Origin of the sequence: Lishizhenia sp. (genome assembly GCF_033720595.1) — a bacterium.
Lineage (GTDB): Bacteria > Bacteroidota > Bacteroidia > Flavobacteriales_D > Crocinitomicaceae > Lishizhenia.
The window spans coordinates 1-19,272 of sequence record NZ_JAWWCF010000036.1 but is presented as its reverse complement, the minus strand read 5'-3'; the positions used below and the strand labels follow the sequence as shown (position 1 = coordinate 19,272).

The window sequence follows — 19,272 nt, the reverse complement described above, 5'->3', positions numbered from 1 at the left end:
CCGCTTAAATCTACTTCTGAGAAATAATGTGTTCTTGGTGCATAATCCAAATCTGGATTCGATAAATCTGCTCCTGTAAAATTAAAGCTACCTTCAAACCCACCATTGTAGTACACACTCAAACTACCACCTGCTGAGTTATTAGCTGCCACAGACTGATTGTTGCGCAAGGCAATTTGTAAAGCATCACTCATCTTTCCATTCGGATTATTTCTGTAGTGATCCCATGGCACTTGTGTGTAATCTTTCAACAAAGTGTTTAAAGGATATGTAAATGCAAAATCTTCGAATAAGGTATCATCATATGTAGACAATTCTCTAAGCGTCACATAATCCACATGAAACTGATCCAAAGCACCTGAAGGCAATCCATAATTTACAAAACGGAATTGAAATCCATCTGCTAAATACTTGGCTTCGGTAATACCAATATGGCCCGCATTGAAATTAGAACCTTGTCCACCTTGTGTACTCCACACCCTCTCCCATATTTGATCTACAGGCGAGTAAAATTCAACAATCAAAGAATCATCTGATTCCGTTGGGTCTCCAAGACCTTCTGTTTGATATAAAAAACTAAAGTATACAGAATCACTCGCAGAAAAAGCCCCCATATTAATGGGCTTCGAGGTCAAATAATCACACAATGCATTATTGTTAGAATTAAAATTGTAGGGATATCCTCTTTCGTTTAATCCATCGAAGGTTACCACCCCTAAACTAATTGGATTAATTGCCATTCTGTAGTTGTGGTAAGCATAATCATCCAACCATAACTTCGTTGAATCATTCAATTGCGAAAAGAAAATACGCGCTTCAAATTGTTGAAACTCTGCATCTACTACAAACACAGTATCTGAGGTCAAGTTTCCATTAACAATTGTATCAAACACGTAATAATTAGGGTAAGCAAAGTTCTGTATATAATTTACAGGATATACCTCTAGCTCACTAAATTCAAAAACGGTACTATCGTAATATACCGTATCACTCGTATTGTTATCTACGTTCACATTCACTTTAAAAGTCTTGCTTGCAGTTAACTTTGTTCCTGCAGGTAAAGGAGTTGTACTTCCTTCGGCCAACATAGAGTAATACAATTCACTGGTTACCCCAACACCCGAATAGTTGGTTGGATAAACCTGAAAATTATTACGTGAAAAATCATCAAAGAATGGCAGTTCTACCGTATCTGATTGATAAATGAATGTACTGTCAAATGAATTTTCTAAACTCTTTTGTTCTACTGCTACAACTTCTCTTTGGAGATAAGGATTACTCACCAAAGGAGCTACACTTTCTTGTGCAAAAGCAGTAATTCCTGATATAAGGATGGATATAGCAAAAGCTATTCTTCTCATAATTTCTATTCTACGATTGTTTCCTGACGGTTATCTATAAAATTCAACGTGGCAAAAGCCGTTACAGTTGCCCCACTCGGCACCATAGACCCTTCTCCCGCAACTGGTGTTTGAGCATTGATAATGGCCTTTGCACTATCCGCAGCGGTAATACATTCCGGACAAGACACATATAAATTCAATCCAACACTCGCATTTAAACGCGTTTGCGCCTCTTTTATTGTTAAACCGTATAAATTAGGAACGGGTAATAATTCGCCATTGGCATTTCTACCCACAACTAACTCTACTACAGAATTAATAGGTAATTGCGCTCCATCTTTGATGGACTTCCCTCTATACTTCACATCTAATACAGATCCAGGCGTTTCAGATGCTACATAGGTAGTCTTAGAACGCAAACCAACCGTTGTAATTAATGCCTCTGCAAAACGTTGCGACTTATCAATAAGTTTTGGCATTTTCACATTTCGGGTGCGTTTAGAAACACGGAGCTTAATTTTACGGCCCGACTTCACATATTGCCCTGATTTCACTGTTGGTAAAGGATCTTGATAAATCACCGTACCATCTACTAAACCGGGTTTATACACTGAGTCTAGTACTTCATACTCTAACCCAGTTCCATTTAATAAGGTTTCTACATCTCTAATGTTAACAACATACTCGCGACCATCACTCACAAGTGTAGGCACTTCAACTTTCTCCCCGTGTTTGGTGGTAGATTCAAAATACGATAATGCTCCCCAAATAATGGCTACCCATGCCAAAATAATGATAAGGATATTGATCCAGAAAGCTTTAGATGTTAAAAGATTGAAGGTCTTCCCTATTAAACTCATTTCCGATTAGTTTGCAACAAATATAGAAATATACTCTTCCAAAAGATAGCCCCAAAAGTCTATTCTTTGTTAAGAACAATTATTTGCTCATAACTTTTACATATTTGACTTTACACTCCCCTAGATTAAACTTTATTTTTGTTTCAAATATGTATTATGAAAAAGGTTGGACTTCTCTACGGTGGTTACTCATCAGAATTTGAAATTTCGAAGAACAGTGCGCACACTATATTTAACAATAGCGCCAACAACTACCAACTTTATTTAATTGAAGTTAAACAAGAGGCATGGACTGTCATCCTTGATGATATACGCATTCCATTTGACCTGGAGAACTTTCAATTTAAGCACGAAGGAGAGAACATTCAACTCGACGCAGCACATATATACATACACGGAAACCCTGGAGAAAACGGAAAGATACAAGCCCTATTAGACATGAAGGGGATTCCTTATGTAAATTCCAATGCTTTAGCCAGCGAACTTTCGTTTGACAAGTGGTTTTGTAATCAATTCTTAAAAGGATTAGGGTGCAATGTTGCCAAGAGTCACGTGCTCCAAAAGAATACATCCTACAATGTAGAGAATATTGTACAAGAGTTAGGACTTCCCTTATTTGTTAAACCTTGCGATAGCGGATCTAGCTATGGTATTTCAAAAGTGAAAACCCAGAAAGATCTCACCCCCGCTATTGACGCTGCTTTTCAAGAGGGTCAAACCGTAGTAATAGAAAGCTTTTTAGACGGAAGAGAATTTACTTGTGGAGTTTACGAAGATGAAAACGGTATTCACCCACTTCCAGTAACAGAGATCATTTCAGACACAGATTTTTTCGATTTTACAGCAAAATACGAAGGAAAATCGCAAGAAATCACTCCTGCCAATTTGGATCAAGCATCTACAGCCGCTATTCAAAAAGAGACAGTAAAAGCCTATCAACTCTTGCAACTATCATCTGTAGCTCGTGTAGATTTCATGTTGGTAAATGGTACGCCATACATTATCGAAGTAAATACCACTCCAGGCTTTAGTAAAGCTTCCATAGTGCCTCAAATGTTAGCCGCAGAGGGGACTAAAATTTCAGATTTCTGGACAAATATTTACAAATTCATTTTAGAAAAGTAGGCTCCCTTTTCGCGCTATCCCCTATAGTCCCCAAAAAATAGTTTAAATCGCAAAAAAGCTACCATCACTTCCGCTGGTCGTAAAGGTAGCTCGTGGCTTACTAAAACTCTATTTTGGGGAGCTACCAGTACTATCGCGGGTAGATTTACATATTAGCTATAGCATTGAATAGCTGCTCAAACCTTACAACCATCGTTCTAGAACTTGTGTTAAAATTCTGGGCCACAACGGCAAAAGCATACTTCTTTCCAGACTTACCGTAAACGTAACCCGCATAAGATTTTACACCACTCAAAGAACCACTTTTCGCCTTAATCCTACCTTGACCAGCCTCTCCGTTACACACATATTTTAACGTACCACTTACACCGGCTATCGGCAAAGTAGTCTCAAAATCTTCCATCTTCTTCGATTGATGCATATACGTAAGCATCTCTACGAAATGTTGAGCAGATATCCTGTTGGTTCTCGATAACCCACTCCCATCTGTCATTTCGAATCCTCCACTTAACTTATCCTTCCAGAAATTATTCAAAGTAGATAGACCTGATTCAATACTCGTATTTCCTTGATCATCTTTCCCCAACCACGTTAACAATTGTTCCGCGTACAGGTTAATACTTTTATGGTTGGTTAATACTGCTATCTCCAACAAGGACTTTCCTTTAAAAGCAGTCACTATCCTGTCATCAACAGGGTAGATTTCTTCTAAATCAGCACGAGAGCTATGCACAGCTTCTGCAGCACCTTCTACTACAACTCCTCCTTCTTCTAATTCATTTTTAAAACTGTAGGCCAATAAATATTCTGGATCCGGCACAGAGGCTTTTACTACAAAATCACTTCGGTTGTATGGTATTTCACCACGAACATACCTATTCGTTTGACGCGGCGCTCCGTACACATAAGCATTATCAGTATTCGACCTTGCTGCCACCACAAAATTCTCAAAAGCTACATTTGGCATTTGCGGCTCTACTTTAGTAATACTGGTTAAACTACCTATACCTCCCGATTTAAAGTGCAGCTCCATCAAATTATCAAACACCGTACACCCTGCCGGACCTGCACCATAATAATTCCCCATATCATTCCACGTCCAATCTTTAGGTATCCCTTCTTGAGCATAAGCACTTCCATCTGCAATAACACTTCCCGTAATGCGCTTAATCCCTTTAGCCTGTACCGCAGCACTCCACTGCTTTAAAAAGGCATATTTTTCTTCCCCTTCAAAAAAGTATTTACTTCCTAGACTAGGGTCACCACACCCTTTCACCACCAAATCTCCCTTCAAAATACTGTCTTGCACAAAACCTGTGAAATAAACTTTTGTGGTTAATGCATAATCACTTGGAAAACGCAATAGGTTGGTTGCCGTTGTAAACAGTTTTGCAGTTGACGCCGTTGCCATGGTTGCTTTTTCATTGTGTGCAATAACCACCTCATCCGTACTCAAATCTTTCACTACAAATCCAAGCGTGGCATTTTCCATATCCGGTTTAGCTAGTAAACTTTTTAAATGCTGCTGCAAAACATTTAATTGTCCCAAACCGGCTGACATAAAGCCTAATCCAATCACTAATGCTACTATCTTCTTCATATTATCTATCTTCTTACTCTACACGTCGATTTTCCGTGAAGTTTGTCTAAATATTAGATTTACTTAATTTAGGACTCCTATATTTACAGGAAATCGAGATTACTTGACAAAGAAGATAAAAATACTCAGAATTATCAACCGGTTCAACATTGGAGGTCCAACCTTTAATGCTACTTTTTTAACTGCGTTTCTTTCTGATGAATTCGAAACTAAATTAATTGGAGGTGTTCCTGATGAAGGAGAAAAAGACTCCTTGCACATTTTAGAACAATACGGTGTGCAACCTCAAGTTATTTCTTCTTTGCAGCGCAACCCAAACTACAAGACAGATAGGGCGGCTTACCAAGAAATCAAGAAAATTATCGAAGATTTTAAACCAGACATTGTACACACCCACGCCTCGAAAGCAGGTGCTCTGGGCAGAAAGGCAGCACATGCCTGCAAAGTCCCGGTAATCGTTCACACGTTTCATGGTCACGTTTTTCACTCTTATTTTGGAAGATTAAAAACGTTACTTTTCAAGAATATTGAACGCAATTTGGCAAAAAAATCTACACAGATTATCGCAATAAGTCCCCTCCAAAAACAAGAGCTAACGCAAGTACATAAAATTTGCAAAGCTTCAAAAACAAGTGTTATTCCTTTGGGGTTTGATTTAGGTAAATTTCAAGAAAACTTAACTTCTAACAGGGAGAGAATTCGTAAACAATACCGGGTTTCTAATGACGAAGTTGCAATTGCAATTGTAGGTAGACTTGCTCCAATAAAAGACCATGATTTTTTCTTAGACGCCATTGAAAAATTAACACAAAGCACTGCCAAAAAGTTTAAAGTCTTTATTGTAGGCGATGGAAGCGAGTTCCATAACATTGATGCAAGAGTACAATATCTAAATAGTAAATATGGGACTGAAATCATTATGACTTCCTGGGTAAAAAATATTGCTGAATTTAATGCAGGAATGGACCTAATTTGCTTAAGCTCGAAAAACGAAGGAACACCTGTAAGTTTAATAGAGGCGCAAGCAACCAACCTTCCGGTAATTAGTACTGATGTTGGTGGTGTGCGAGATATTGTAATAGATGGAGAGACTGGATTTATAGTTGAAAAAGGAAATCTTGAAACCTACACTGAAAAATTGCGTTTACTCATAGAAGACGATGAATTACGAATTAAAATGGGAACCAACGGGTACCCGCATGTTTGCGAAAAATTTCACTACAAGAGATTGGTAGCAGACATGGAAAAGTTATATAAACAACTTTTAGAAAAATGAAACACCTTTTTTATCTCTTCCTTATCATAGCTTTTACTTCGTGTAACATCAACAGTAATTTGATGTTCAAAAATATTGACAATTCAGATATTGTGGTAAAAGATAGTATCCCTATGACTCCTGAGGAGAGTTATAGAATGAGTGTTAACGACAGGTTCAGTTTCGAACTTTATCCGCAGGATGGAGAACAAATTGTAGAAAACACAGGTCAAACCCAGCTAAGTACAAAATCTTTAGATTACACCATACGTCCAGACGGAAAAGCAGAACTTCCTGTTATTGGTGATGTGCACCTTGCAGGCTTAACAATTGAAGCTTGTGAAGACACGTTGGAATACTATTTTTCATTTACGCACCAGAACCCTTTTGTACAGGTTAAAGTACTCAACAAACGCGTTATTGTGTTCCCAGGTAACGGTGGTGAAGCCAAAGTTGTGAACCTCATCAATGAAAACACTACTTTAATGGAAGTCCTAGCTATGGCAGGAGGAATTGCCGAAAGGGGAAAAGCAAAATCAATCAAAATTCTTAGAGCAGTTGAAGACCACAGAGAAGTATATGAAATTGATTTAAGCACCATAGATGGATTGGCTTATACAGATATGGTAATACAGGCCAATGATTATATCTACATAGCGCCTACGAAAGAAATAACACGTGGAGTTTTACGAGAAGTTACTCCTTTAATTGGAATAATTACTTCATCTCTTGCCATAATTACTATCTTTTCGAAATTGTAAACACTCCATGAACATTTCTAAAAATCGATTTTTTGTAAACACAGATTTTGATCTTGACATCATCCGTAATGTCTTGAAAAAAAACTTCTTGTTTGCTTTTCTGATTATTGCCTTTTTTGGAGCGCTTTCCTTTCTCTACTTGAGGTATACCAAACCGGTGTACCAGTCTCAAATGGTTATTCAAATAGACAATGAAGATCAGGGAGCGAATGTATTAGACCTTAAAAATGTAAATAACGACGGGAACATTTCTAAAGAAATTGAATTATTGCGTTCCCAATTTTTATTTGAGGAAGCTTTAAAGCGACTTGATTTAGAAGTGAGTCATTTCGCCAAGGGAGAATTTTTAACCGAAGAACGTTATACCCAATCACAATTTCAGGTACAATTAATTAACCTGGTAGATGAAAGCCTTTACAACGTACCCATATACATATTCAAAGATGCTGACAACAGATTTAAAATAAAATACGAGTACAAAGGCAAACAAAGAATTGAGGAGGTTTACCTTAATCAGGCCTTTAAAAATGAACTCTTCCACATCTTTATTCAGTCAGACAATGAAGAGGTTTTAAACCGAGACATTAACGATAATGAACTCTACTTTGTGTTCAACAATACACAAAGCTTGATGGGTCGACTTCATGGAAACCTCTCTATTTCCCCCTTAGACATTCAAGCTAAAAGTATACTAATCTCTTACCGCAGTAACAACGCTCATCTATCGCAAGATATTTGTAACGCAGTGGGCGAAAGTTTCTTTGATTATGATGATCATCTCCAGCAAGAGAGTAGCGAAAAAATCTTAAAGTTCATCAATGATCAATTAGATTCACTCAATAAGGAACTCATACTTTCGAGAAATGCCTTAACCGAATTTCAACGTCGCGAAAACCTATCTGATTTAGACAATATTGAAAGTAATCTATCTTCGAAGGTAACTAGCCTAGAGAATGAATTAGAAAAGTTAAAAATAGAACATACCGACTTAAAGCGAATAAAAAAAGAAATCAACAATTCTCCGCGCAGTACAGAGGTCTACAAATTACTTCCGGTACTTATAGAAAAAAGTTATCAAAACGTATTAAAGGAACAGATTGAAAACCTTTTTGCTAAACTTGAGAAAAGAGAAAACTTGTTGTACACCGTAACTGAAGAAAGCAGAACTGTTACGCAACTCGACAAAAAGATTGCAGCGGATATAGAAATCACCAATAAAATAATCGATGCCCTTGAAAAGAAAACGGCTGAACGCATTGAATTCTTAAAAAATGAAGTAAAAACTGCCCGCCTACAATTCTTCTCTATTCCCGATAAAAAAATGGAGTTGAGTAGATTAAAAAATAAGCAAGATCTCAATGAAAAATACTACACTTCATTAAACGAGAAAAAGGTTGCCTACGCAATTTCAAATGCAGGGTATACTTCAAATAACAAAGTACTGTCCAAAGCACCGCTTAATACAACCCCCGTTGAACCCAATAGATTTCAAATCTATTACACCTACTTTATTTTAGGTTTTCTACTCGCTCTTCTTTTCTTGTTTTTCAAATACGTGAGTTACGATGAACTTAACAACTTGGCAGATTTAGAGAAGCTCGCACAAAATCAAATGAATATTTTAGGGTCTATTCCTTTCGAAAATTCAAACTCTTCTTATTCTCAACTGGTAGTTCACAATAATCCAAAATCTTTCTTGTCGGAAGCTTTTAGAGCGATTCGAAGTAATTTGAAGTTTGTAAACCCAGAAGCACAGACTATTGCCATTTCCTCATCCATATCCGGTGAAGGAAAAACCTTTATTGCATTGAATTTAAGTGCTATTCTAGCGATGTCTGGAAAACGCGTCGTTATTCTAGATTTAGACCTTAGAAAGCCTAAAGTTCATTTGGGGGTAGATCTGGAGAACAAACAAGGTATATCCGATTATTTAAGTCAGAACAGCACCTTAGAAGAATGCATCAACAAAGATGTTATTCCCAACCTTGATGTTATAACCGCTGGTAGTATTCCTCCCAACCCTTCAGAACTTATTTTAAGCAAACACCTCACAGAGCTGATTGAAGAGCTTAAAACAAAGTACGATTATGTCCTCATAGACAACCCTCCTGTCGGTATCGTTTCTGACGGCGTTCAGATTTTACATGATGCTGACATTCCTATTTATATCTTTAAGGCGAATTATTCCAAACGTCAGTTTATTAAACGCGTTTTGGAATTGAAAGAAATTCAAAAAATCAAATCTATTAACCTCCTCTTAAATGGTGTAGAAAAACGTAACTCAAAGTATGGATATGGCTACGGTTACGGATATGGCTACACAGTTGATAAAAAGAAAAATAGACGATTTAAAAAATGAAATTTATAAAAGGCGACTTAGAAGGACTTTGGATTATAGAACCTAAGGTTTTTGGTGATCACAGAGGATACTTCATGGAAAGTTTTCAAAGTGAAAAATTTGAAGCTGAAACAGGACATAAAGTAAACTTTGTGCAAGACAACGAATCCCTTTCTGCTAAAGGAGTATTACGTGGTTTACACTTTCAAAAGCCACCTCATGCACAAGGTAAATTAGTGCGTGTTATTTCCGGTGCCGTTTTAGATGTTGCCGTTGATATACGAAAAGATTCTCCCACTTATGGAAAACACCAGAGTATTGTTCTAACGGGAGAAAACAAAACTCAATTTTACATTCCACCAGGCTTTGCACATGGATTTTTAACGCTAGAAGACAATACGCTTTTCAGTTACAAATGTACAGACTTCTACCATCCTGAAAGTGAAGGATCTCTTGCTTGGTTTGATCAGGATTTAGGAATAGAATGGGGTGATATTGCTCCGGTAATTTCTGATAAAGATAAAGATGCTGGATCTTTTGCATCTTTTACATCACCGTTTTAACTGGTAGTACATGTCTATACTTACGGTTAAAATCATACAGATTCTCATTTTTTTCTTTTTGGGAATTGCAGTGTCTATTATGACAAATGGACTAATATTACACTTTGCTCAAACACTGGGAATCCGCAATAAAAATGATGTCATTATTCGATGGAGTAACGAATCGAAACCTTCTCTAGGAGGTATTAGCTTCTTTGTCGTATTTATGTTCTCAATTATTGCCTTTGCCATATTTTATGCTGACGGAAATATCTTTAGAAATCTTGAATTTTTAGGATTACTTGCCGGGGCTGTAGTAGCCTTTTTTATGGGGATGGCTGACGATGCCTACAACACCAGACCTTGGTTGAAACTCTCTATGCAGATTCTGTGTGGAGTAATTTTAGTGCTCTTTGATACAGTCATAAACATATCATCCTCACATTTATTCAATGCTACCTTCACAATAATATGGGTTGTTGGTATAATGAACAGCCTCAATATGCTCGACAATATGGACGGCATTACAGCAACTGTAGTTATAGGTATATTGATAAGCTGCTTGTTAATTAGCTTTATCACGCTTGACATTAACACCAATTTCTGGACCATTATTTTGGTTACTCAAGTGGGAGGTCTCATCGGATTCTTAAAGTATAATATTCACCCTTCCAAAATGTTTATGGGAGATACAGGTTCGCAATTCATCGGTTTATTCGTTAGCTTCTTCTCCATTAAAGGATTGTGGAATTCTACTTCTTTTCTAGATTTAGAAGCGTGGAAAGCCATTGTGATTACCCTTGTAGCCTTTACCCCTGCAATCGTAGATACTTTAACTGTTTCTATTAACAGGATTATGGCCGGAAAATCCCCAATGGTTGGAGGGAAAGACCATACTACACACCACATGGTTTACAAAGGAAAATCTGATTTTCAAGTTTGGCTAAACTTTCTCATGCTCACGCTATGCTCCACCATTTTAAGTATATTACTTATCCTATTAATCGAGGTAGATATTTACATAAGCTGGGGAATTGGATTGATCTATTTTATAGGTGTATTTTACAGACTTTACGGCAATACACTGCGCTATAAAGCTCCCAAAAAATAGAAGGACTTGGATAATTTTGTTATTTTACATCTATGGCAAAATTCATCATATTCATCCTTTTAGGCACTTTATTATGGGCATGCAATAATTCACCCACTATACAAAAAGAAGAAACTATCGTTCACAACAACGTAGAATCATCTTTTAGTGATTTTATCATCCCCGATTACATCGAATTTTTAGACACCAAAGTTCTATTAAAGGATATAGATATACGAGAAAGATATGAACGTGAAATAATCACAAATGCTTATTATCACTCTAGTACCTTCTTTATCTTGAAAAGAAGTAAACGCTGGTTTCCAGTTATTGAGAAAATTCTTAAAGAGGAAGGACTCCCTGATGACTTTAAATACTTAGCAGTTGCTGAAAGTGGATTAACACAAGCAAGAAGCTATGTTGGAGCACTTGGATTTTGGCAATTTATGGAAGGTACAGCCAAAGATTACGGCCTAATCATTAATAAAGACATTGACGAAAGAAAACATGTTGTAAAAAGTACACGTGCAGCTTGTGCCTATCTTAAAGATGCAAAAGAAAAATTGGGAAGTTGGATACTTGCAGCGGCGGCATATAATAGAGGTGTAAATGGAATATCAAAAAATCTCGAAGGACAATACGCCGATAACTTTTTCGACCTCAATTTGAACACAGAAACATCGCGCTATGTATTCAGAATCATGGCATTGAAAGAAATTATAGAACATCCCTCCAACTATAACTTTAAAATAAATACGTACTACTCTCCTTATAAAACCATTCAAAAAATTGTAGATTCTTCCCTTTCAGATTTGTCGCTTTGGGCTAAAAACGAAGGTTTCAATAAAAAAATTCTCAAAAAACTCAATCCGTGGTTAATTTCGAACCAATTAAGGATTGAACCCGGTAAATCCTATGTAATTTTGTTACCTGCAAAAGGGGCTAATTTAAACGCATACCGAGAAGATAATGGAGAGTAAAGATCAGAGAGAGTTTATAGAAATTTACGGTGCTAAAGAACACAATTTAAAGAATGTAGATCTAAAAATACCCCGCAACGAATTAGTGGTATTTACAGGTTTAAGTGGGAGTGGAAAATCTTCTTTGGCATTCGACACCATCTTTGCTGAAGGTCAACGCCGTTACTTGGAAACATTCTCTTCTTATGCTCGTCAATTTTTATCAGGGTTAGAAAGACCGAATGTAGATAAAATTGAAGGCTTAAGTCCTGTGATTTCCATAGAGCAAAAAACGGTTTCAAAAAGTCCGCGTTCAACCGTAGGAACAATCACTGAAATTTATGATTTCTTACGACTTCTCTTTGCCCGTGTTGGAACTGCCTACTCTTACGTAAGTGGTGAGGCCATGGTTAAATACTCTGACGATCAAATTACAGATCTTATTCTCCGCGACTTTAAAGGTGAAAAAATTGCCCTTCTCGCTCCTAAAATCAAAGGTAGAAAAGGACATTACCGCGAACTTTTTGAACAAATTGCAAAACTTGGTTTTACCAAGGTTCGTGTTGACGGGGAGTTGCGTGACATTGAAAAAGGTATGAAACTCGACAGGTATAAGATTCATGATATAGAAATTGTGATTGACCGTTTATCTGTGGAGGAAAAATACAGAACCCGTTTAGCCAAAAGCATACAAACCGCCATGAAATATGGTGATAAATCCATGATGGTGATGAAAAAGGATGACGCTAAAAATGTTCGTCACTTTTCACGTGCTTTGATGTGTCCTACTTCAGGCATAAGTTATCCAGAACCAGAACCCAATTTATTTTCTTTCAACTCTCCTTATGGAGCCTGCCCAAAATGTAGTGGTTTAGGTGAAATTTCAGAAGTGGATGAAAATAAAATCATCCCGAATAGAGATTTGAGTATTGCCAAAGGTGCACTTGCCCCTCTCGGTGAATACAAAAACAACTGGATGTTTAGCTTGCTGGAAGAATTTGTTGAGCAAAATGGATTTACATTAAAAAAACCTCTGAGTGATTTCCCAGAAGAACTCATAGATAAAATTTTGTACGGAGCTAGCGGTTTAAAGGATGCTAGAGGTAGAGACCTTCCAGATTTCGAAGGAGTGGTCAACATTGTTAACCGTCATGCAGAAATGGCTAAAGGAGCCGCTGTAAAAAGATGGGCAGAGAGTTTTTTAAATAAAATCCCTTGTCCCACTTGTCATGGAACACGTATCAAAAAAGAAGCACATTATTTTAAAATATTAGATAAGAACATTGGTGATCTAGCCATGTTCGACATACAAGAACTACACGATTTCTTCGAAGGTATTGAAAAAAAGCTCAATGAAGATCAATTAAAAATTGGTAAGGAAGTCATCAAAGAAATTAGAGATAGAATCAATTTCATTTTAGAAGTTGGGTTAGATTACCTAACCCTACACCGTTCTGCGAAGTCTTTATCTGGTGGTGAAGCACAGCGTATTCGTTTGGCCACACAAATTGGATCTGAACTGATGAATGTATTGTACGTATTGGATGAACCTTCCATTGGACTTCATCAAAGAGACAATACACGTCTGATTGATTCACTTAAGAAATTAAGAGATACAGGAAATTCAGTTATTGTGGTAGAACACGATAGAGAAATGATAGAAGCTGCTGACTTTGTAGTAGACATAGGTCCTGGAGCAGGTGTAAATGGTGGAGCCATTGTTAATGCGGATAAATTCTCTAACATCAAAGAGGTAAATTCTCATACTACTTCGTATTTATTGGGTGATAAAGAAATTGAACTCCCTACAGAAAGAAGAAAAGGAAATGGCAACTACTTAAGCTTACTTGGAGCCAGTGGTCACAACCTTAAAAATGTAGATATTGCTGTACCACTAGGTACTTTCACCTGTGTTACGGGAGTATCTGGAAGTGGTAAATCTACCTTAATCAACCAGACGCTCTACCCTATACTAAATGCACACATCTATAACGGTGTTAAAAAGCCTATGCCTTACAAAAAGGTTGAAGGCTTGGAGCACATTGATAAAGTTATAGAAATAGATCAAAGTCCGATAGGAAGAACACCTCGTTCTAACCCTGCAACATACACCAATGTATTTACGGAAATACGTTCACTTTACGCCTCAATGCCTGAAGCCCAAATTAGAGGGTATAAGCCTGGAAGGTTTAGTTTCAATGTTAAAGGAGGTAGATGTGAGACCTGTAAAGGTGCCGGAGTAAAGGTGATTGAGATGAATTTCTTACCAGATGTTCATGTTGAATGCGAAACGTGCAATGGGAAACGTTATAATAGAGAAACACTGGAAATCAGGTACAAAGGAAAATCCATTTCAGATGTTTTAGACATGAACATTGGAGCGGCTTCTAAGTTTTTTGAAAACATACCAAAAATTCACAGAATTCTGAGTACATTAGAATCAGTAGGATTAGGGTATATCAAACTTGGACAACCCTCTACCACTGTATCAGGAGGAGAAGCTCAGCGTATTAAATTATCAACAGAACTCTCTAAACGATCAACTGGAAAAACCTTTTACATCCTGGATGAACCGTCAACAGGATTGCATTTTGAAGATATTAGAATGTTACTCGAAGTATTACAACGTTTAGTTGAAGAGGGAAACACTGTGCTTGTTATCGAACACAACTTAGATATCGTTAAAGTGGCAGACCACATTATAGACATAGGTCCAGAAGGTGGAAAAGGTGGTGGAAATGTTTTATTCCAAGGAAGTCCCGAAGGTTTGGCCAATCTTAAAAGGTCAAAATCTCATACAGGAAAATACCTGAAGAAAGAACTAAAACTCTAATGTATGAACAAAGTAAAAAAGGACTGGAACGAAATAAAAACAAACGATAGTTGGGCGATTTTTAAAATCATGTCTGAGTTTGTTGAAGGCTACGAAAAAATGGCCAAAATTGGTCCGTGTATTTCTATCTTCGGATCTGCACGTACAAAAGATCATGACAAATACTATAAAATAGGTACTGAAATTGCGCAACAGCTTTCTCAAAAAGGATACGGAATCATTACTGGAGGTGGTCCCGGAATTATGGAAGCTGGAAACAAAGGTGCTCAAGAAGGAGGAGGACAGTCAGTAGGATTAAACATCGATCTTCCCTTTGAGCAAAATTGCAACCCCTTTATAGATCCACAACACAATCTTCAGTTTGATTACTTCTTCGTGAGAAAAGTAATCTTTGTAAAATATTCACAAGGATTTATTATTCTTCCAGGTGGTTTTGGAACCTTGGATGAGCTATTTGAAGCTTTGACATTGATGCAAACCAAAAAGATTAACAAACGTCCTTTTGTGTTAGTAGGAAGTGATTATTGGTCTGGCTTAATAGATTGGATCAAAAAAACAATGCTAGAAAAAGAAAACAACATTAACGAGAAAGATTTAGAACTCTTTACTGTTGTAGACGATGCAAAATCTGCTATTGACTTCGTGGATGACTTCTTTAAAATCAATTCTTTCACGCCAAACTTCTAGTATACATAAGGGCTTGGGTAAGTTTTAGAAATAAATTTTACTTTTGCGCTTTGGTACAAAACTCTTAGAATGAGACTAGCATATTTAGCACTAAAGTTTACGTTAAAATTTTCTTTATGGGTATACTACCCAAGAACTAGGAAAATAAACGAACCTACAAAAAGATTTGCGAGAACAATATTCGTGAGTAATCACGCAGCATCTTTTATGGACCCTTTGGTGGTTGCTTCTAACCAAAAGCCCATTGTGTTTTTTATGACAAGAGCTGATGTGTTTAAACCCATTATGAAGCCTATTCTTTGGGCCGCACACATGCTGCCTATTTACAGAGCTCACGACGGAGAAGACACCAAAAAGAAGAACGAGGAAGTTTTTGAAAAATGTAATAGAATTTTAAAACACGGAAGAAGTTTACTCATCTTCGGAGAAGGGTTTACTGACGATGTGTTTATTCGTAGATTAAAACCTTTGAAAAAAGGAGCTGCACGTATAGGTTTTGGAGCATTAGAAAAAATCAATTGGTCTAAAAACATATACATACAAACAGTTGGCGTTAATTATACCGAACCTAATAAATTTGGGAGTGGAACATTAATTTCTAACGGAAATCCAATTTGTTTAAACGATTACCAAAAGGAATATGAAGAAAATCCTAATCGCGTAATCACGCATCTTACTCAACAAATAGAAAAAGATTTACGTTCACAGTTAACACATGTTGATAAAAAGGATTGGGCACCTTTCCATGAAAACGTAATGCGTTTAACCCGTAAGGGAATGAACCCAGACAATTTCGACAAGAAATACACCTTGGTCGAACGTTGGAAATACTCGCAACAATTGGCCAATTGGCTCAATAAACAAGATCTAGAGAAAGACGAAGAATTAATAGGACTTAAGAAAGATACAGACAGGTACTTCGCTTTATTGAAAAGAAGCAAGTTAGACGAAAAATACATGTTCAATTTAGTAAATGAAGAAACAACTCGTTACAAAGATTTGATGTTCTTCATTTTGAGTCTACCGGTAACAATACTTGGACTTATCCACGGATTTATTCCATACATCATTACTAAAAAATTCGTGGAGAAAACCATGAAAAGAAAAGTGTTTTGGAGTTCTGTAAAAATGATGGTAGGTCACATATTAATGGGATTATACAACGTTGGTATAGTAATGCTCTTGAACGCCTTGATCATAAAGAACACTCCACTTGCTTGGGCGTACTTCTTTTTAGTTCCTATGATGTCGGGCTTAATTGCCTACAGAGCCATACAGCGTCTTAAAGACTTCAAAATAAAATCTAAGCTGGCTAAGCAAGATGTTTCTACCTTGGTTAAAATGAGAAAAGATATTAAGGAGAAAATTGAAGCGCTTATCCCTGTTGCTTAGCGATAAATAGCATAAGGGCAAAACATATGATTACCGAAGCAGCTATGTTCATAAAAGCATAGAAATAAAGCTTGTCTTGAAACAGTTGAACACTCTCTAGACTGAACGTAGAAAACGTGGAGAATCCTCCACAAAAACCTATTCCAATTAAAGAGTAAAGCCAAGGCTGTTCGTTAATTTTATCTTTAAATAGATACACTGTAACAGCCAAAATGAGACACGCTAAAATATTGGTAAGAATGGTCGCCAATGGAAAATTCTTTTGCCATTGTACGGTTTTGAAAAAATAACTGATTCCAAATCTTGAGACACTCCCCAATCCTCCTCCTATAAATATTGCTAGCCAATTCATAGCACTAAAATAAGATTTATTTCAGAACGCTATTACTTCTCCAATGGCTTGATACAGCGCTGAAAAAAGAAACGGTATAAAAGATAAGCTACTCCGCAACCTACCACTGCGCCTGCCGCAATATCTGAAAGGTAATGTACACCAAGATAGATTCGGGAAAAAGAAACGAAAGTTGCCCAAAGCAACAACCACAACATTATGTTCTTGAAATAAGGCTTAAGGACCAAACCGCTCAACATTGCTATTCCAAAGGAATTGGTTGCATGTCCTGAGATAAAGCTAAACCTTCCCCCTCTGTAAAACTCGCCCGGTCTCATTTCATAGAAATGCAGTTGGTCGGTTAACAAAAGATTATGGGAGGGTCTCCATCTACCCACTAAAGGCTTAAAGAGCGTACTCGATATTTGATCACAAAACAAGATGAGTAATGCAAAAGTACCGAGAAAGATTAAAAAGTTTTTGAGTTTGTACTTCTTATACACCAGTATAAAAAGTAAAAGGTATAGCGGGAACCAAACAGGAATCTTGCTAGTGTACCACATAATCTCATCCAAAACGGGGTTGTGGAGTCCATTAATTGCTACAACAATATTCCTGTCTAATTCTTCTAAATACGCTATCATTTATTCAAATGTTTCCAGATCAAATCCTTCAACTCTAAAATATTCATTTGAGCTACTGATGAAATAAAGAGGTGAGGAATATTCGGTAAATCCTGCTCCATTTCAGCCTTCAACTCGTCGTCTATCATATCCGACTTGGTAATGGCCAATAACCTTTCCTTGTCTAACAATTCTGGGTTATACAACTTTAATTCATTCAATAAAACTTTGTATTCTTTATGGATATCATCGCTGTCCGCAGGAACCATAAACAATAACAATGAGTTACGTTCAATGTGTCTTAAAAAACGTAAACCTAAACCTTTTCCTTCGTGCGCTCCCTCTATAATTCCAGGAATATCTGCCATCACAAAAGATTGATTATCTCTGTACGACACCATACCTAAATTAGGTTTAAGTGTAGTAAATGGATAATCTGCAATTTCTGGTTTAGCTGCAGAGACTACAGAAAGTAAAGTACTTTTTCCTGCATTAGGGAAACCTACTAAACCTACATCTGCCAATACTTTCAACTCTAAAATGAGCCAACCTTCCTGAAAAGGCTCTCCCGGTTGAGCGTATCTTGGCGTTTGGTTGGTAGACGACTTAAAGTTATCGTTACCCAAACCACCTCTACCTCCAGGCATTACAATTTCTTCTTGACCGTCCTCAGAAATCTCAAACATGATTTCTTTGGTTTCAGCATCACGAATTATTGTACCTATAGGCACTTCGATGTAAACATCCTCTCCTTGTGCACCCGTCTTCAGCTGACCAGAGCCATGTCCTCCATGTCCAGCCTTATGGTGTTTCTGGTATTTCAGGTGTAGTAAAGTCCACATTTGCTTGTTTCCACGCACAATGATGTGTCCACCTCGACCACCGTCTCCACCATCTGGTCCACCTTTAGGGATGTACTTCTCTCTACGCATGTGGGTAGACCCAGCCCCGCCGTTACCAGACTTACAATGAATCTTTACATAATCTACAAAACTAGTACCCGCCATGTTGTGTTTTTACAATTTATCTATTGCTGTGTATAAACGCTCAGAAATCTCATCCATAGAACCCAATCCGTCAATTGCAATAAATTTATCTTGCTTTTGATAGAATTCTTTTACCGGTTCAGTTTCTTTTCTGTACACGTTAATTCTGTTTTGAATAATAGCTGGATCAGCATCATCTGCTCTACCAGATACTTCAGCACGTTTTGCCAAACGCGTTTTCAACTCCTCTTCTGGAACCTCTAATGCTAACATTGCAGAAATAGACATATCCATAGAAGCTAAGAACTCGTCTAAAGCTGTTGCTTGCGCATTAGTTCTCGGGAAACCGTCAAAAATAAACCCTTTTGCTTCTGGGTATTTTTTCACTTCAGACTTTAACATATCAATCGTTACCGCATCAGGAACCAATTGTCCTTTATCGATGTAACTCTTTGCCAAAACTCCAAGCTCAGTTCCGCCACCAATGTTGGCTCTAAAAATATCTCCTGTTGATAAGTGTACTAAATCGTATTTAGTAATCAACCTT

17 protein-coding genes are annotated in these 19,272 nt (G+C 37.2%); 10 read left to right on the top strand and 7 right to left on the bottom strand.

All coding sequences use genetic code 11. The features are described from left to right. Positions 1–1,361: hypothetical protein (locus R3333_RS04260; protein ID WP_318957452.1), on the bottom strand; the 1,361-nt coding region annotated here is incomplete at its 3' end. 5 nt (positions 1,362–1,366) lie between these two features. Beyond that, entirely contained in the window at positions 1,367–2,203 is an 837-nt protein-coding gene (locus R3333_RS04255) for a PASTA domain-containing protein (RefSeq protein WP_318957451.1), read from the bottom strand. Positions 2,204–2,359: 156 nt separating this feature from the next. On the opposite strand from R3333_RS04255, the gene R3333_RS04250 reads away from it, so the two are divergent. Continuing rightward, on the top strand, positions 2,360–3,328 hold the full coding sequence (locus R3333_RS04250; protein ID WP_318957450.1) for a D-alanine--D-alanine ligase family protein: 969 nt from the start codon (positions 2,360–2,362) through the stop codon (positions 3,326–3,328). Between the two features lie 145 nt (positions 3,329–3,473). Here R3333_RS04250 and dacB read toward each other — a convergent pair whose 3' ends face one another. Beyond that, entirely contained in the window at positions 3,474–4,928 is a 1,455-nt protein-coding gene (gene dacB / locus R3333_RS04245) for a D-alanyl-D-alanine carboxypeptidase/D-alanyl-D-alanine-endopeptidase (RefSeq protein WP_318957449.1), read from the bottom strand. Between the two features lie 103 nt (positions 4,929–5,031). On the opposite strand from dacB, the gene R3333_RS04240 reads away from it, so the two are divergent. The 9 genes from R3333_RS04240 (at position 5,032) to R3333_RS04200 (ending at position 16,785) form a co-directional block, all read left to right on the top strand. After that, positions 5,032–6,204: a glycosyltransferase gene (locus tag R3333_RS04240; RefSeq protein WP_318957448.1), complete on the top strand. Its 1,173-nt coding sequence runs from the start codon at positions 5,032–5,034 to the stop codon at positions 6,202–6,204. Further along, complete coding sequence (locus tag R3333_RS04235; RefSeq protein ID WP_318957447.1) at positions 6,201–6,944, top strand: polysaccharide biosynthesis/export family protein; 744 nt, start codon at positions 6,201–6,203, stop codon at positions 6,942–6,944. The genes R3333_RS04240 and R3333_RS04235 overlap by 4 nt, the downstream gene beginning before the upstream one ends. Before the next feature lie 7 nt (positions 6,945–6,951). Then, complete coding sequence (locus R3333_RS04230; RefSeq protein WP_318957446.1) at positions 6,952–9,303, top strand: polysaccharide biosynthesis tyrosine autokinase; 2,352 nt, start codon at positions 6,952–6,954, stop codon at positions 9,301–9,303. Beyond that, a complete protein-coding gene (gene rfbC / locus R3333_RS04225) occupies positions 9,300–9,845 on the top strand; it encodes a dTDP-4-dehydrorhamnose 3,5-epimerase (RefSeq protein WP_318957445.1) in 546 nt (181 codons plus the stop codon). The genes R3333_RS04230 and rfbC overlap by 4 nt, the downstream gene beginning before the upstream one ends. A 10-nt stretch (positions 9,846–9,855) precedes the next feature. After that, positions 9,856–10,935 (top strand): MraY family glycosyltransferase, encoded by a 1,080-nt coding sequence (locus R3333_RS04220; RefSeq protein WP_318957444.1) that lies wholly within the window; start codon positions 9,856–9,858, stop codon positions 10,933–10,935. A 32-nt stretch (positions 10,936–10,967) separates the two neighbouring features. Continuing rightward, positions 10,968–11,894, top strand: a complete 927-nt coding sequence (locus tag R3333_RS04215; RefSeq protein ID WP_318957443.1) for a lytic transglycosylase domain-containing protein — start codon at positions 10,968–10,970, stop codon at positions 11,892–11,894. Further along, a complete protein-coding gene (gene uvrA / locus R3333_RS04210) occupies positions 11,884–14,706 on the top strand; it encodes an excinuclease ABC subunit UvrA (RefSeq protein WP_318957442.1) in 2,823 nt (940 codons plus the stop codon). The genes R3333_RS04215 and uvrA overlap by 11 nt, the downstream gene beginning before the upstream one ends. Before the next feature lie 3 nt (positions 14,707–14,709). After that, positions 14,710–15,393 (top strand): TIGR00730 family Rossman fold protein, encoded by a 684-nt coding sequence (locus R3333_RS04205; RefSeq protein ID WP_318957441.1) that lies wholly within the window; start codon positions 14,710–14,712, stop codon positions 15,391–15,393. 69 nt (positions 15,394–15,462) lie between these two features. Continuing rightward, positions 15,463–16,785, top strand: a complete 1,323-nt coding sequence (locus R3333_RS04200) for a 1-acyl-sn-glycerol-3-phosphate acyltransferase (protein WP_318957440.1) — start codon at positions 15,463–15,465, stop codon at positions 16,783–16,785. On the opposite strand, the gene crcB is transcribed toward R3333_RS04200, so the two are convergent. The 4 genes from crcB to R3333_RS04180 all read right to left on the bottom strand — a co-directional run. Continuing rightward, positions 16,769–17,137, bottom strand: coding sequence for a fluoride efflux transporter CrcB (gene crcB / locus R3333_RS04195; RefSeq protein ID WP_318957439.1), 369 nt, complete (start codon positions 17,135–17,137; stop codon positions 16,769–16,771). The genes R3333_RS04200 and crcB overlap by 17 nt on opposite strands. A gap of 32 nt (positions 17,138–17,169) precedes the next feature. Further along, the gene (locus R3333_RS04190; protein ID WP_318957438.1) at positions 17,170–17,760 is read right to left on the bottom strand and encodes a phosphatase PAP2 family protein; all 591 of its coding nucleotides are present in this window, start codon (positions 17,758–17,760) and stop codon (positions 17,170–17,172) included. Further along, entirely contained in the window at positions 17,757–18,746 is a 990-nt protein-coding gene (obgE, locus tag R3333_RS04185) for a GTPase ObgE (protein ID WP_318957436.1), read from the bottom strand. Before obgE ends, R3333_RS04190 begins: the two co-directional genes overlap by 4 nt. Before the next feature lie 9 nt (positions 18,747–18,755). After that, positions 18,756–19,272, bottom strand: a 517-nt coding sequence (locus R3333_RS04180; protein ID WP_318957435.1) for an adenylate kinase, incomplete at its 5' end; no start/stop codon positions are given.